The organism is Rubritepida flocculans DSM 14296 (genome assembly GCF_000425365.1).
Taxonomy (GTDB): Bacteria; Pseudomonadota; Alphaproteobacteria; order Acetobacterales; family Acetobacteraceae; genus Roseococcus; species Roseococcus flocculans.
Map to the genome: position 1 here is coordinate 107709 of NZ_AUDH01000001.1, position 13109 is coordinate 120817.

Here is a 13109-nt window from a genome sequence, read left to right on the forward strand (position 1 = left end):
GCGGCGAGGGGGATTCGGTGCGGGTGCGGGGGCGGGACGGGTGCTGAGCGCGCTCGGCCTTGCGCTCGGGGGGCTGCTCGGGCTCGGGCTCGCGGGGGCGCTGGGCCTCGCGGCGCGCTGGGCCGCCTTCGGCGCGGCGGCGGCGGCGGCGCTCTTCGCCCTGGCGGGGCTGCTGGGCGGGCCGGCCGTGCTCGATCTGCCCCTCGGCCCGCCGGGGGCGGCGCTGCGGCTTTCGCTCGATCCGCTCTCCGCCTGGTTCCTGCTGGTGCTGGGCGTGGTGGCGCTGCCGGCGGCGCTGATGGCGGCGGCGGGCGGCATCGCCGGGCGCGCCGAGGCGGCGGGGTTCCCGCTCTTCCTCGCGGGCATGGCGCTGGCGCTGCTGGCGGGGGATGTGCTGACGCTGCTGCTGGGCTTCGAGGCCATGTCGCTCGCCTCCTGGGCGCTGGTGGCGGCGCGCCACCCGGCGGGGGCGGGGCGGCGGGCGGCGCGGCTCTATCTGGGCTTCGCCGCCTTCTCGGGGCTGTGCCTGCTGGGCGGGCTGGCGCTGCTCGCGGCGCCGGGGGCGGGTTTCGCCGCGATCCGCGCCGCGCCGCCCGAGGGCTGGCGGGCGGCCGCGGCGATGGCGCTGGTGCTGCTGGGCGCCGGCTCCAAGGCGGGGCTGCTGCCCTTCCATCTCTGGCTGCCGCTCGCCCATCCGGCGGCCGCCACGCCCGTCTCGGCGCTGATGTCGGGGGCGATGGTGAAGGTGGCGCTCTATGTGCTGGCGCGGGTGCTGTTCGACCTCGCGGGGCCGGCGCAGCCGGGCTGGTGGGGCGCGCCGCTGATGGCGCTGGGCGCGGCCACCGCGCTGTGGGGCGCGCTGCGGGCGAACACGGAGCGCGACATCAAGGCCATCCTGGCCTGCTCCACCCTCGACAATCTGGGCGTGATCGCCCTCGCCCTCGGGCTCGCGCTGCTGTTCCGCGGTGCGGATCTCTCGCCGCTGGCGGCCGTGGCGCTCTCTGCCGCGCTGCTGCATGCGCTGGCGCACGGGGCCTTCAAGGGGCTGCTCTTCCTCTGCGCCGGGGCGGTGGCCGAGCGCGCCGGCAGCCGCGACCCCGACCGGCTGGGCGGGCTGATCCACAACATGCCGCTGGTCGCGGGCGCGGCGCTGCTGGGCGCGGCCTCGGCGGCGGCGCTGCCGCCCTTCGCGGGCTTCGCGGGCGAGTGGCTGCTGCTGCAGGCGCTGCTGCAGGGCTGGCGGCTGGCCGATCTGGCCGCGCAGCTCCTGATCGCCGCGGCGCTGGCGGCGGCGGCCATGGCGGCGGCGCTGGCGGCGGCGGCGATGCTGCGCCTGATCGGCCTCGTCTTCCTCGGCCGGCCGCGCACGCCGCGCGCCGCGGGGGCCGGGGACGCGGCGGGGCTGGCGCGTGTGGCCCTGCTGCTCGCCGCCCTGTTCTGCGCGGCCGCGGCGCTGCTGGCGGGGCCGCTCCTCGGCCTCGCGGACGGGGCGGTGGCGGCGCTGCTGGGCGGGGCGGCGGGCGCGCCGGTCCATGGCCTCTCCCTGAGCCTGGGCGAGGCGGGCGCGCGCTATGCGCCGGCCGCCGTGCTGGGCGCGCTGCTGCTGCTGGCGGCGCTGCTGTGGCGGGCGGTGCGGCGCGCGGGCGCGCCGGCGGCGCAGCGCGGCCCCGCCTGGGATTGCGGCTTCCAGCCCCCGCCCGCGCATCTGCCCTTCGGCGACCCGCTGACCCAGCCCAGCGCGGCCGGCGCCGCCCAGCCGCTGCGGCGCGCGCTGGGCCCGCTGGCGCTGGCGCTGCGCGAGGCGCAGAGCCCGGCCGCGCCGGGGGCGGCGGCGCCCGCGCGGCTGCAGGTGGCGGCGCGGGACAGGGGATTCGGGGCGCTGCTGGCGCCGCTCGCCCGCGCACGGCGTCGCGCGGGGCATGAGGCCGAGCGCCTGCGCAACCTGCCGCTCGGCGCCTGCCTCGCGCTGGCCTTCGGCACGCTGGTCGGGCTGCTCGCCCTTCTGGCGGGGCTGGGGCGGCCATGATGGCCCTGCTCGGCGCGCTGCTGACGCAGCTTCTGCACGGCGCGCTGCTGCTGGCCGCCGCGCCGCTGCTGCTCGGCCTCACGCGCACGGCGAAGGCCCGGCTGATGGGCCGGCGCGGCCCGCCCCTGCTGCAGCCCTGGCGCGACGCGCTGCGCCTGCTGCGCAAGCGCCCCATCCTGGCCGAGCACGCGAGCGTCGCGACGCGCGCGGCGCCCTATCTCGCCCTTTCGGCCACGCTGCTGGCCGGGCTGCTGGTGCCGGGCTTCGCGCAGGGCATGATCCTGGCGCCCTTCGCCGATCTGCTGCTCATCGCCGGGCTGCTCGGGCTCGCGCGGGCCGCGCTGGTGCTGGCCGGGCTGGATGCGGGCACCGCCTTCGGCGGGCTGGGCGCGGGGCGCGAGACCGCCTTCGCCGCCTTCGCCGAACCGGCGCTGCTCGTCTCCGTTCTGGTGCTCGCGCTGCTCGCGGGCAGCGCGAACCTGGACGCCATCGCCGCCCTGTTCCGCGAGGGCGGGCAGGGGCTGCGCGTCTCGCTGCTCTTCGCCGCGCTCGCGCTCTGCGCCGTCGCGCTCGCGGAGAACGCGCGGGTGCCGGTGGACAACCCGGCGACGCATCTCGAGCTGACCATGGTGCATGAGGCCATGCTGCTCGAGGCCTCCGGCCGCCACCTCGCGCTGTGGGAGGCGCAGGCGGCGCTCAAGCTCGCGGTCTGGCTCGCTCTGCTGGCGGCGGTGTTCCTGCCATTCGGCATGGCGCCGGCGGGCGCGGGGCCGCTCTCCTGGCTGATCGGCGCGGCGCTGTGGGGGGCGAAGCTGGCGGGGCTGGCCTTCGCGCTCGCGGCGTTCGAGAGCGCCATCGCCAAGATGCGCGTCTTCCGCGTGCCGGAGTTCCTGGGGGCGGCGCTGCTGCTGGCGCTGCTCGCGGCGGCGCTGCTCTTCGTCTCCACGGGGCTCGCGTGATGGGGCTGGGCGAGATCGGCTACGACGTAGCGCATCTGCTGGGCGGGGCGATGCTGCTCGTCTCCTTCGTGCTGCTGGCGCAGCGCCGGCTGGAGGCGGTGACGGGCGCGCTGGCGCTGCAGGGCGTGCTGCTGGCGCTGGCCGCCGCCTGGCAGGGGCATGTGCAGGGGGCGGGGCAGCTTCTCCTCACCGCGGGCATCGCGCTGGCGGCGAAGGGGCTCGGCATCCCGCTGGTGCTGCGGCGCATGGCCGCGGCGCTGCCGCCCGCGCAGCGCGCGGATGCGCCGGGGCCGCTCGCGCCCGTCATGCTGGGCGCGGCGGGGCTGGTGGCGCTCGCCTTCCTCGTCGCGGTGCCGGCGACGCGCGGCGCGCCGGTGCTGGCGCGGGTGGACATCGCCATCGCGCTGGCCATCCTGCTTCTGGGCGCGCTGATGATGGCGACGCGCCGCGGCGCGCTCGCGCAGGTGGCGGGGCTGCTGACCATGGAGAACGGGCTGATCCTCGCCGCCGTCGGCGTGGCCGGGATGCCGCTCGTGGTGGAGCTCTCCACCGCCGGGCTGGTGCTGGTGGTGGCCGTCATCGCCGGCGTCTTCGCCCGGCAGCTCGGCGAACGCTTCGGCGCGCAGGACACGGCGCTGCTCGACCGCCACCGCGGAGAGCGGCGATGAGCCCGGCGGGCGCGCTGGTGCTGCTGCACCTGCTGGGCGCAGGGCTGCTGGCCGCCTGGCCGGCGCGCGCGGCGCTGCTGAACCTGCTGCTGTGCGGCGCGGCGCTGGTTCCGGCGGCGCTGCTGCTCTCCGCGCCCGGCGGCGAGGGCTGGCTGCGGGCGGATGCGCTGAACGCGCCCTTCGTGATGCTGTCGGCCATCGTCGGCTTCGGCACCGCCCTCTTCTCGCTCGAGGATGTGCGCGGCGAGGGCTTCGACGGGCGGCGGCTGCGCTCCTACCACGCCGCCTTCCAGGGCTTCCTGGCGGCGAACCATGTGGCGCTGCTGTCGGACAATCTGGGGATCCTCTGGGTGGCCATCGAGGCGGGCACGCTCGCCTCGGTGGTGATGGTGGGGGTGCACCGCACCCCCGCGGCCATCGAGGCGGCGTGGAAGTTCTTCGTGCTCTGCGGCTTCGGCATCGCGCTGGCGCTGTTCGGCATCATCGTGCTGGCGCTGGCCGGCGCGCCGCATCTGCCCGGGGGCGAGGCGCGGCTCTCGGCGGCGGCGCTGCGCGAGGTGGCGGCGCGCATGGACCCCGCGCTGCTCAACCTGGCCTTCGTCTTCCTGCTGGTGGGCTTCGGCACCAAGGCGGGCCTCGTGCCGCTGCATTCCTGGCTGCCCGACGCGCATGCGGAGGGGCCCACGCCCATCGCCGCCGTGCTCTCGGGGCTGCTGCTGAACGCGGCCATGCTCGCCATCCTGCGCGGGCAGGGCATCGTGGCGGCGAATGGCGAGGCGCTCTCGCCCGGCGGATTCCTGCTGGCCATGGGCCTCGCCTCGCTGCTGCTCGCGGGCGTGACGCTGTGGCGGCGGCGCGACGCGAAGCGGCTGCTGGGCTGGAGCAGCATCGAGCACATGGGGCTCGCCGCCATCGCCTTCGGCCTGGGCGGGCCGGCGGGCAATGCGGCGGGGCTTCTGCACCTCTGGGGCCATGCGCTGCTCAAGAGCGCGGCCTTCTTCGCCATCGGCCGCGCCGCCCGGCTGAAGGGGGATCAGCGCATGGACGCCATCGGCGGGCTCGCGCGCAGCCACCCGCCGCTGGGCTGGGGGCTGGTGCTGGCCATGGCCGGGCTGGCGGGGCTGCCGCCCTTCAGCCTCTTCGTCTCGGAATGGTGGCTGGCGGGGGCGGCGGCGCGGACGGCGCCCTGGGTGCTGGCGCTGCTGCTGCCGGGGCTGCTGGTGGCGGGGCTCGCCCTGCTGCACGCCATGCAGCGCCTCTGCCTCGGCCCCCCCACGCCGGACGCCGCGCCGGGCCCCGCCGGGCTTTCCGCGCTGCTGCCGCTGTGGACGAACCTGCTGCTGGCGCTGCTCATCGCGCTGGCGCTGCCCGCGCCGCTGGCCGCGCTGCTGCGCGAGGGCGCGGGGCTGCTGCCATGACCGCCGCGGCGCTTCTCACGACGGGCGCCCCCACCGCCTGCGCGCCCTGGCCGCGCGTGGTGCTGGACCGCGCCGCCTGGATCGCGCTGCGCGACGCGCCGGGGCTCGATCTTCTCGCGCTCTGGGGCGCGCCGGGCTTCGCGCATGCGGCCTTCCTGGACCGTGCGGCGCTGCGCGTGGTGCTCGCCTCGCTGCCCGCGCCGGAGGGGCGCTTCCCCGCCCTCTCGCCCGGGCGGCCCGGCGCGGTGCTCTTCGAGCGCGCGCTGCACGATCTCTGGCGCCTGACGCCCGAGGAGGCGGTGGATGCGCGGCCCTTCCTGGATCACGGGCGCTGGCCGCTGGCGGGGCCGCTCTCCGCCCGCCCCGCGCCGCAGGCGCCCGAGGCGCCGCCCATGGCCTTCCTGCCCGCCGAGGGCGAGGGCGTGCACCAGATCCCCGTCGGGCCCATCCATGCCGGGATCATCGAGCCCGGGCATTTCCGCTTCCATGTGCAGGGCGAGACGATCGTGCGGCTGGAGGCGCGGCTCGGCTACACGCACAAGGGCACGCTCTCGCTGATGCTCGGCAAATCGCCGCGCGCGGCGGCGCGCTTCGCCGCGCGGCTTTCGGGCGATTCCACAGTGGCCCATTCGCTGGCCTTCGCCCGCGCGGCCGAGGCGGCGGCCGGCGTGCCCGCGCCGCCGCGCGCCGCGGCCATCCGCGCCGCCATGCTGGAGCTGGAGCGGCTGCACAACCACCTCAACGACCTCGGCTTCATCGCCAATGACGCGGCCTTCGCGGCGCTGCACGCGGAATGCGGCTGGCTGCGCGAGGGGCTGCTGCGCGCCCAGCACGCCGCCTTCGGCCATCGGCTGATGATGGACCGCGTGCTGCCCGGCGGGGTGGCGCAGGATCTCGACGCCGCGGGCGTCGCGGCGCTGCGCGGGGCGCTGGCGCGCATCGCCGCCGCCCTGCCCGGGCTTCTGCGCATCTACGAGAGCCACGCGAGCCTGCAGGACCGCATGGTGGGCACCGGCGTCATCCCGCCCGCGCTGCGCGACGCCTTCGCCCCCGGCGGCGTGGTGGGGCGCGCCGCGGGCCGGGCCTTCGACGCGCGGGTGCTGAACGGCGAGATGGCGGCCGAGGCGATGCCGCTGCACGCCGCCGGCGACGTGGACGCGCGCTGGCGTCAGCGCCACGCCGAGGCCGGCATCGCCATCGCCCGCGCCGAGGCGCTGCTCGCCGCCCTGCCCGAGGGGCCGCTCGCCCTGCCCCTGCCCGCGCAGGGCGGCGAGGGCGTGGCGCTGGTGGAGGGGTTCCGCGGCGAGTGCCTCGCCTGGGTGATGCTGGACGATGGCGGGCTGATCGAGGCGCTCTACCTGCGCGACCCGTCCTGGCTGCACTGGCCGCTGCTGGAGGCCGCGGCGATCGGCAACATCGTCGCGGACTTTCCGCTCATCAACAAGAGCGTCAACGGCAGCTACAGCGGGGTGGATCTCTGATGCTCTGGCCGAAGCTCGCGCGCAACCTGCTCTCCCGGCCGCGCACCGACCCGCCGGTGACGCCGCGCCCCGAGGTGGTGGCGGCGCTGCGCGACAGGCTGGCCGAGGCGGGGCAGCGCCGGCTCGGCCGTTCCCTCGCCATCCGGCACGTGGATGCGGGAAGCTGCAACGGCTGCGAGCTGGAGTGCCATGCGCTCGGCAATGTGGCGCATGACCTGGAGCGCTACGGGCTGCGCTTCGTCGCCTCGCCGCGCCATGCGGATGTGCTGCTGGTGACGGGCCCGCTGACGCGCAACATGGCCGAGGCGCTGCTGCGCTGCCGCGCCGCCACGCCCGAGCCCGCCTGGATCGTCGCCGCCGGGGACTGCGCGGTGGATGGCGGGGTGTTCAAGGGCAGCTACGCCGTGCTGGGCGGGGTGGAGGAGGCGATCATGCCCGACCTCGTGATCCCCGGCTGCCCGCCCACGCCGACGCACATCCTGGAAGGGCTGGTGGCGCTGCTGGAGGCCAACGCGGGCTGAGCGGCGGCCGGCCGGCCCCTTCCTGATGCCAGCGGCTGCCGGAATGGCCTTGTCCTGGCGCGCAGCCGCCACACCAACCCTGCGCGCGATACGGCCGGCATGTCTTGCCGGCCGTATCACCAGCCGATCGCCGCCGGCAGCCAGGTGGCCAGGGCCGGGAAGAAGAACACCGCCGCCACCCCCAGCACCTGCATGAGCACGAAGGGGATCACGCCGCGGTAGATGTCGCCGGTGCGGACCTCGGCCGGCGCGGCCCCGCGCAGAAAGAACAGCGCCCAGCCGAAGGGCGGGGTGAGGAAGCTCGTCTGCAGGTTCACGCAGATGAGCATGGCGAGCCAGACGAGGTTCACGTCCGCCGCGACGAACACGGGCAGGAAGAGCGGCACCGCGATGTAGCTGATCTCGATCCACTCCAGGAAGAAGCCGAGCACGAAGATCAGCAGCATCAGGAACCAGATGTCGGCCGCGATGCCGCCGGGCAGGAAGGCGAACAGGTCGTGCACGAGCTGCTCGCCGTTCAGGCCGCGGAAGGCCAGCGCGAAGACCTGCGCGCAGACCAGGATGAACATCATCATCGCGGTGATGCGCGCCGTGGCGCCCGCCGTCTCCCACACCAGGCGGAGGCTCAGCCGCCGCCCCAGCGCGCAGACCACCATGGCGCCCAGCGCGCCCATCGCCGCCGCCTCGGTCGGCGCGGCCACGCCGCCGATGATGGAACCGAGCACCGCCACGACGAGGCCGAGCGGCGGGGCCACCACCTTCAGCAGCCGCCACCACAGCTCGCGCGTCGAGATCGCGGCGCGCTGCTCGGCCGGCACCGCCGGCACCATCTCCGGCCGCACCATGCCGAGCACGAGCAGGTAGATCACGTAGAAGGCCGCCAGCAGCAGCCCCGGAAACACCGCCGCGGCGAAGAGCGTGCCGACGGAGAGGTTCATGATGTCGGCCAGCAGGATGAGGATGAGCGAGGGCGGGATGATCTGCCCCAGCGTGCCCGAGGCGCAGATCACGCCCGAGGCCACGCCCTTGTCGTAGCCCGCGCGCAGCAGCGCCGGCATGGTCAGCAGCGCGAGCGTGACCACCGTGGCGCCGACGATGCCCGTGGTGGCCCCCATCAGCACGCCCACCAGCACGAGCCCGATGCCCAGCCCCCCGCGCAAGCCGCCCGCGAGGCGGCCCACCACCTCCATCAGATCCTCGGCCATGCGGCTCTTTTCGAGCATCACGCCCATGAAGACGAAGAGCGGGATGGCGAGCAGCGTGTAGTTCGTCACCACGCCGAAGATGCGCGCGGGCAGCAGGTTGAAAAGGAAGCTGCCGAAGCCCAGCCAGCCGAAGATGAAGCCCGCGATGGCGAGGGTGAGCGCCACCGGCACGCCGAGGATGAGCAGCACGAAGAAGCTGCCCAGCATGAGCAGCGCGTAGACCTCGGTGATGGGCATGGATCAGTCCTTCAGGCGGGCGGCGGCGCGCAGCGTCTCGGCCAGGTATTGCAGCGCCATCAGCCCGCAGCCGACGGGGATGACGGCCTTCAGCGCCCAGCGCCAGGGGATGCCGCCGGGATTGGCCGAGCCCTCGCCGATGCGCCAGGACTGGCCGACATAGGCGAGGGAGAGCCAGGCCATCGCCGCCAGCACCACGAGGCCGAGCAGCGCGGCCAGCAGGTCGCTCCAGGCCTTCAGACGCGGCCCGTAGGCGGCGTAGAGCACGTCCACGCGCACATGCTCGCCCCGCTTCAGCGCCCAGACCATGCCGAGCAGCGAGATGGGCACGAGCAGGTGCCACTCCAGCTCCTGCGCCCACACGCTTCCCGTGGAGAAGCCGTAGCGCAGCAGCACGTTCGCGGACATCACGACCACGAGCGCGAGCACCGCGAGCGCGGCGAGCGCGCCCACGGCCTCGGTCACGGCGTCGATGGCGGCGGCGGCGCGCCTCACGCGCGGCGCACCGTGTTGTGATAGACGCCCTCGCTGTAGTTCGCCCAGGCGTCGAAGCGCGCCTTGTAGGCCATGAAGCTGTCGTGCACGCGCCGCACCAGCGGATCGCGCGCGGCGGCCTCCTCCAGCACCCGCGTGGTCTCGGCGCGCAGCCGCGCCACCACCTCGTCGGGCAGCGGGATGGCGTTGACGCCGTGGTTGCGGATCAGGTCCTCCATCGCATCGGCGTTGTTCTTCTGGCACCAGCCCTCGCTGATCGCGTTGCAGGCGGCGCAGGCGTTCTCGACGATGGCCTTGAGCTCGTTGGGCAGGCTGTTCCAGGCGGCCTTGTTGATGATGAGCTCGGACGCCGTGGCGGGCTCGTGCCAGCCGGTGGTGTGGTAGGTCTTGGCCACGCGGTGCAGGCCGAGCTGGCGGTCGAGGAAGGGCCCGACGAACTCGGCCGCGTCGATCACGCCGCGCTCCAGGGCGGGGAAGATCTCGCCCGCGGGCAGCAGCCGCACATCCACGCCGAAGGCCTGCATCACGCGGCCCGCGAGGCCCGGGATGCGCATCTTGAGGCCGCGCAGATCCTCCACGCGCTCGATGGGGCGGCGGAACCAGCCCGTCATCTGCACGCCGGTGTTGCCGCAGAGGAAGGGCACGAGGTTGAAGCGGTCATACACCTCGCGCCAGAGGTCGAGCCCGCCGCCGTCGTACATCCAGCCATTGGTGCCCTGGAAGTTCAGGCCGAAGGGCACGGCGGTGAAGTATTGCGCGGCGAAGGTCTTGCCCGTCCAGAAATAGGCGTTGGCGTAGTTCATCTGCACCACGCCGGAGGAGACGGCGTCGAAGCCCTCGGCGGCCGGGATGAGCTCGCCCGCGCCGAAGAACTGGATGCGCAGCCGGTTGTTGGACATGCGCTGGATCCGGTCGATCAGGTCGCGCGCCGAGCCGGGGCCGACGGAATAGAAGGCGGCCTGCGGGCCGTAGAAGCTCGTCATGCGCCAGTTGAAGGTGGTCTGCGCCGTGACGACGGCGGGCATGGCGAGGCTGCCCGCCAGGCCGCCCGCGGCGGCGCCGATGATGCTGCGACGGTTCATGCGAGGTGCCTCCGGCCCGATGGATGGCGGAGGGGATGCCAAGCCCGGGCGGGGGCGGATAGCGCCCCTTTGCACGAAATCCGTGCGGCGGGGTCGGAGATTGCGCGCGCGCCAACCAGACTGCCCGCGCCTTGGGCAGTATCAGCCCGGCTTGCGCCGCACCCCGCGCCCCGGCTTCACCACCTGCCGGCCCCGCGCGATGGCGAGCGCCCCCTCCGGCACATCCTCGGTGATGACGGAGCCCGCGGCCGTGATGGCGTGCGCACCCACCCGCACGGGCGCGACCAGCGCCGTGTCGCTGCCGATGAAGGCGCCCTCGCCGATCTCGGTGCGGTGCTTGTTCACGCCGTCGTAGTTGCAGGTGATGGTGCCGGCGCCGACATTGGCCTCGGCCCCCACCGTCACGTCGCCGAGATAGGTGAGGTGGTTGGCCTTGGCCCGCGCGCCCAGCCGCGCGGCCTTCAGCTCCACGAAATTGCCCACATGCGCGCCCTCGCCCACCTCGGTGCCCGGGCGCAGCCGCGCATAGGGGCCGATGACGGCGCCCGCGCGCACCACGCAGTGTTCGAGGTGGGAGAAGGCGCGGATGGTCGCGCCCTCCTCGACCGTTACGCCCGGGGCGAAGACGACGTGCGGCTCCACCACCACGTCGCGGCCGAGGCGCGTGTCGAAGCTCATGTGCACCGTCTCGGGCATCACCAGCGTCGCGCCGCCCTCCATGGCGGCGGCGCGAAGGGCGGCCTGCACCTCGGCTTCGGCGGCGGCAAGTTCGGCGCGGCTGTTGATGCCGCGCAGCTCCGCCTCCGGGGCCTCGACGGCGCGCGCGCTGCGGCCTTCCGCGCGGGCGGCGGCCACCACGTCGGTCAGATAGTATTCGCCCTGGCGGTTGTCGTTGCGCAGATCGGCCAGCCAGCGGAACAGGTCGCGCGCCGCGGCGCAGACCACGCCGGCGTTGCACAGGGGGATGGCGCGTTCGGCCTCGGTCGCGTCCGCCCATTCGACGATGCGCGCCACCTGGCCCTCGGCGTCCAGCACCACGCGGCCGTAGCGGCCGGGATGAGCGGGACGCATGGCGAGCAGCGCGAGATCGGCCTGGGTGCGGGCGAGCAGCAGGCGCTCGAGCGTGGCGGTGCTGATCAGCGGGTTGTCGGCGTAGAGCACCGCCACGTCGCCCGCGAACTCCTCGAGCAGCGGCGCGGCCATGCGCGCGGCGTGGCCGGTGCCCAGGCGTTCGGCCTGCACCACCGTGGCGTGGGGCGCGACCGCGCGCTCCAGCACCTCCATGCCGGGGCCGACGACCACGACGATGCGCTCGAACACCGGCGCGCAGGCGGCGAGCAGGTGCTGCACCATCGGCCGCCCGGCCAGCCGGTGCATCGCCTTGGGCATGGCGGACTTCATGCGGGTGCCCTGACCCGCGGCGAGGAGGATGGCGGCGCGCATGGCGGCAGGCGTAGCGCCGCGCGCCCGGGCCTTCAACCGGCGAGCCGCGCGATCAGCCGCTCATTGGCCCGCCGCGCCATGCCCGGGATGAGCAGCGCGTCGATCACCCACCACAGGGCGATGAGGCCGAGGCCCAGATAGCCGATCAGCACCAGCGTCAGCAGCAGCGAGAGGCCGAAGAGCAGCAGCATCAGGATGCCCGAAATCCAGCGGCCCAGATACATCCGGTGCACCCCGCCATAGCCGAGAAAGAACCACAGCAGATAGGCGATCAGCGGCGATTTCGCGGCCGCGTCGTAGCGCATGCGCGCGATGGCGTCGGGCGAGGGGCGGGGGTGGCTCATCGGTCTCCGTCGCGCGGGGGTGCTGGCGGGTGCCGCGCGCGCCGTGCATATGGGGCGGCGACCCTGGCGGAAAGAAGGCCCCGGCATGACCATCGCGCTCTACACCTACAACACGCCCAATGGCCGCAAGATCAGCGTGGCGCTGGAGGAGATGGGGCTGCCCTACAGCGTGCATGTGGTGGACATCACGAAGGGCGAGCAGTTCAACCCCGATTTCCTGGCCTTCGCGCCCAACAACCGCATCCCGGCGATCATCGACCCCGATGGGCCGGGCCGGCAGCCCATCACCGTGTTCGAGAGCGGCGCGATCCTCTATTACCTCGCCGAGAAGACCGGGAAGTTCCTGCCGCGCGACCTGCGCGCGCGCGTGCCGGTGATGGAGTGGCTGATGTGGCAGATGGGCGGCTTCGGCCCGATGCCCGGCCAGGTGCACCACTTCCTGATGCAGCCCGAGGGCCCGGCGCGCGACTACGGCTTCAAGCGCTATCACACCGAGACCAAGCGCCTCTACGGCGTGCTGGACAGGCGGCTCGCGGGGCGGGAGTTCGTGGCGACGGAGGGCGAGCCCTCCATCGCGGACTTCGCCATCCTCGGCTGGGCCTGGCGGCATGAGCGCCACCAGGTGCCCTTCGACGACCTGCCCCACGTCGCGGCCTGGTATGCGCGCATGATGGCCCGGCCGGCGGTGCAGCGCGGCTTCGCGGTGGCGATGAGCTGAGGCGGCGCCTTCCCGCCGCCCGGGCGCAGAGTTGGTTTGACGGGCAGCGGGGGGCGCGCTATCCGGAACCCAGCATACGCCGTGTGACTTTCCACTCCTGCGGAGGGGTGGCCGAGTGGCCGAAGGCGGCGGTTTGCTAAACCGTTAGACGGGGATAACCCGTCTCGTGGGTTCGAATCCCATCCCCTCCGCCAAGTCTTAACAAAGACTTAGCAGATCCAGGGCTTCCGGGCCGCCGATCCAGCGGCGGGCGGAACTGGCGCACCTGGGTGCGACACCTGCGCCCGCCAAGCGCGAGGGCGCGGGCATGGGCGGCCGGGTTCATCTTCTGGCAAGGCGGGCGCGGTTCTACTGGCGGGCGCGCTTGCCGTTGGTGCTGGCAAGCCGGATTGGTCGCAGCCATTTCGGGATCGCCCTGAGGACAAGCGACCGGGCGGTCGCGCGGCGTCTCGCCGCTCGCGCCACCGCCGCCGTGGAGAGGCTCGCCGAAGCCGTCGCGATGTCCGCGCAGG

Annotated in this window: 12 protein-coding genes, 1 tRNA gene and 1 pseudogene; 9 read left to right on the forward strand and 5 right to left on the reverse strand. The window is 74.5% G+C overall.

Features of this window, described 5'->3' with window-relative positions; all coding sequences use genetic code 11:
• Positions 1–40: 40 nt before the first annotated feature.
• From H596_RS0100525 to H596_RS0100550, 6 genes are read left to right on the forward strand one after another with little or no spacing between them, the layout of a single operon-like run.
• On the forward strand, positions 41–2026 hold the full coding sequence (locus tag H596_RS0100525; RefSeq protein ID WP_027283226.1) for a proton-conducting transporter transmembrane domain-containing protein: 1986 nt from the start codon (positions 41–43) through the stop codon (positions 2024–2026).
• A complete protein-coding gene (locus H596_RS0100530; RefSeq protein WP_245583919.1) occupies positions 2023–2985 on the forward strand; it encodes a respiratory chain complex I subunit 1 family protein in 963 nt (320 codons plus the stop codon). Before H596_RS0100525 ends, H596_RS0100530 begins: the two co-directional genes overlap by 4 nt.
• Positions 2985–3653, forward strand: a complete 669-nt coding sequence (locus H596_RS24310; protein WP_037299450.1) for a hypothetical protein — start codon at positions 2985–2987, stop codon at positions 3651–3653. Before H596_RS0100530 ends, H596_RS24310 begins: the two co-directional genes overlap by 1 nt.
• Complete coding sequence (locus H596_RS0100540; protein WP_027283229.1) at positions 3650–5071, forward strand: proton-conducting transporter transmembrane domain-containing protein; 1422 nt, start codon at positions 3650–3652, stop codon at positions 5069–5071. Before H596_RS24310 ends, H596_RS0100540 begins: the two co-directional genes overlap by 4 nt.
• A complete protein-coding gene (locus H596_RS19415) occupies positions 5068–6552 on the forward strand; it encodes a hydrogenase large subunit (protein WP_051212201.1) in 1485 nt (494 codons plus the stop codon). The genes H596_RS0100540 and H596_RS19415 overlap by 4 nt, the downstream gene beginning before the upstream one ends.
• Entirely contained in the window at positions 6552–7073 is a 522-nt protein-coding gene (locus tag H596_RS0100550) for an NADH-quinone oxidoreductase subunit B family protein (RefSeq protein WP_051212202.1), read from the forward strand. The genes H596_RS19415 and H596_RS0100550 overlap by 1 nt, the downstream gene beginning before the upstream one ends.
• Positions 7074–7189: 116 nt before the next feature.
• On the opposite strand, the gene H596_RS0100555 is transcribed toward H596_RS0100550, so the two are convergent.
• From H596_RS0100555 to H596_RS0100575, 5 genes are all read right to left on the reverse strand, one after another.
• Complete coding sequence (locus H596_RS0100555) at positions 7190–8515, reverse strand: TRAP transporter large permease (RefSeq protein ID WP_027283231.1); 1326 nt, start codon at positions 8513–8515, stop codon at positions 7190–7192.
• A 3-nt stretch (positions 8516–8518) separates the two neighbouring features.
• Positions 8519–9010, reverse strand: a complete 492-nt coding sequence (locus tag H596_RS0100560; protein WP_027283232.1) for a TRAP transporter small permease subunit — start codon at positions 9008–9010, stop codon at positions 8519–8521.
• Entirely contained in the window at positions 9007–10092 is a 1086-nt protein-coding gene (locus H596_RS0100565) for a TRAP transporter substrate-binding protein (RefSeq protein ID WP_027283233.1), read from the reverse strand. Before H596_RS0100565 ends, H596_RS0100560 begins: the two co-directional genes overlap by 4 nt.
• A 141-nt stretch (positions 10093–10233) precedes the next feature.
• Positions 10234–11535 carry a bifunctional UDP-N-acetylglucosamine diphosphorylase/glucosamine-1-phosphate N-acetyltransferase GlmU gene (gene glmU, locus H596_RS0100570; protein ID WP_027283234.1) on the reverse strand — a complete coding sequence of 434 codons (1302 nt, stop codon included), beginning with the start codon at positions 11533–11535 and terminating at the stop codon, positions 10234–10236.
• A 32-nt stretch (positions 11536–11567) separates the two neighbouring features.
• Positions 11568–11879, reverse strand: coding sequence for a TM2 domain-containing protein (locus H596_RS0100575; RefSeq protein WP_051212203.1), 312 nt, complete (start codon positions 11877–11879; stop codon positions 11568–11570).
• Positions 11880–11964: 85 nt separating this feature from the next.
• On the opposite strand from H596_RS0100575, the gene H596_RS0100580 reads away from it, so the two are divergent.
• From H596_RS0100580 to H596_RS24950, 3 genes and pseudogenes are all read left to right on the forward strand, one after another.
• Positions 11965–12597, forward strand: a complete 633-nt coding sequence (locus H596_RS0100580) for a glutathione S-transferase family protein (protein WP_027283236.1) — start codon at positions 11965–11967, stop codon at positions 12595–12597.
• Positions 12598–12698: 101 nt separating this feature from the next.
• Positions 12699–12791 (forward strand) — tRNA-Ser (locus tag H596_RS0100585).
• Positions 12792–12904: 113 nt separating this feature from the next.
• A pseudogene (locus H596_RS24950) lies at positions 12905–13072 on the forward strand (DUF6538 domain-containing protein); the annotation flags it as partial.
• Positions 13073–13109: the final 37 nt, after the last annotated feature.

Coding starts and splice junctions, on each gene's coding strand:
- H596_RS0100530 (WP_245583919.1), top strand. CDS start 2,023: ATGATGGCCCTGCTCGGCGCGCTGCTGACGCAGCTTCTGCACGGCGCG.
- H596_RS24310 (WP_037299450.1), top strand. CDS start 2,985: ATGGGGCTGGGCGAGATCGGCTACGACGTAGCGCATCTGCTGGGCGGG.
- H596_RS0100540 (WP_027283229.1), top strand. CDS start 3,650: ATGAGCCCGGCGGGCGCGCTGGTGCTGCTGCACCTGCTGGGCGCAGGG.
- H596_RS19415 (WP_051212201.1), top strand. CDS start 5,068: ATGACCGCCGCGGCGCTTCTCACGACGGGCGCCCCCACCGCCTGCGCG.
- H596_RS0100550 (WP_051212202.1), top strand. CDS start 6,552: ATGCTCTGGCCGAAGCTCGCGCGCAACCTGCTCTCCCGGCCGCGCACC.
- H596_RS0100555 (WP_027283231.1), bottom strand. CDS start 8,515: ATGCCCATCACCGAGGTCTACGCGCTGCTCATGCTGGGCAGCTTCTTC.
- H596_RS0100565 (WP_027283233.1), bottom strand. CDS start 10,092: ATGAACCGTCGCAGCATCATCGGCGCCGCCGCGGGCGGCCTGGCGGGC.
- glmU (WP_027283234.1), bottom strand. CDS start 11,535: ATGCGCGCCGCCATCCTCCTCGCCGCGGGTCAGGGCACCCGCATGAAG.
- H596_RS0100575 (WP_051212203.1), bottom strand. CDS start 11,879: ATGAGCCACCCCCGCCCCTCGCCCGACGCCATCGCGCGCATGCGCTAC.
- H596_RS0100580 (WP_027283236.1), top strand. CDS start 11,965: ATGACCATCGCGCTCTACACCTACAACACGCCCAATGGCCGCAAGATC.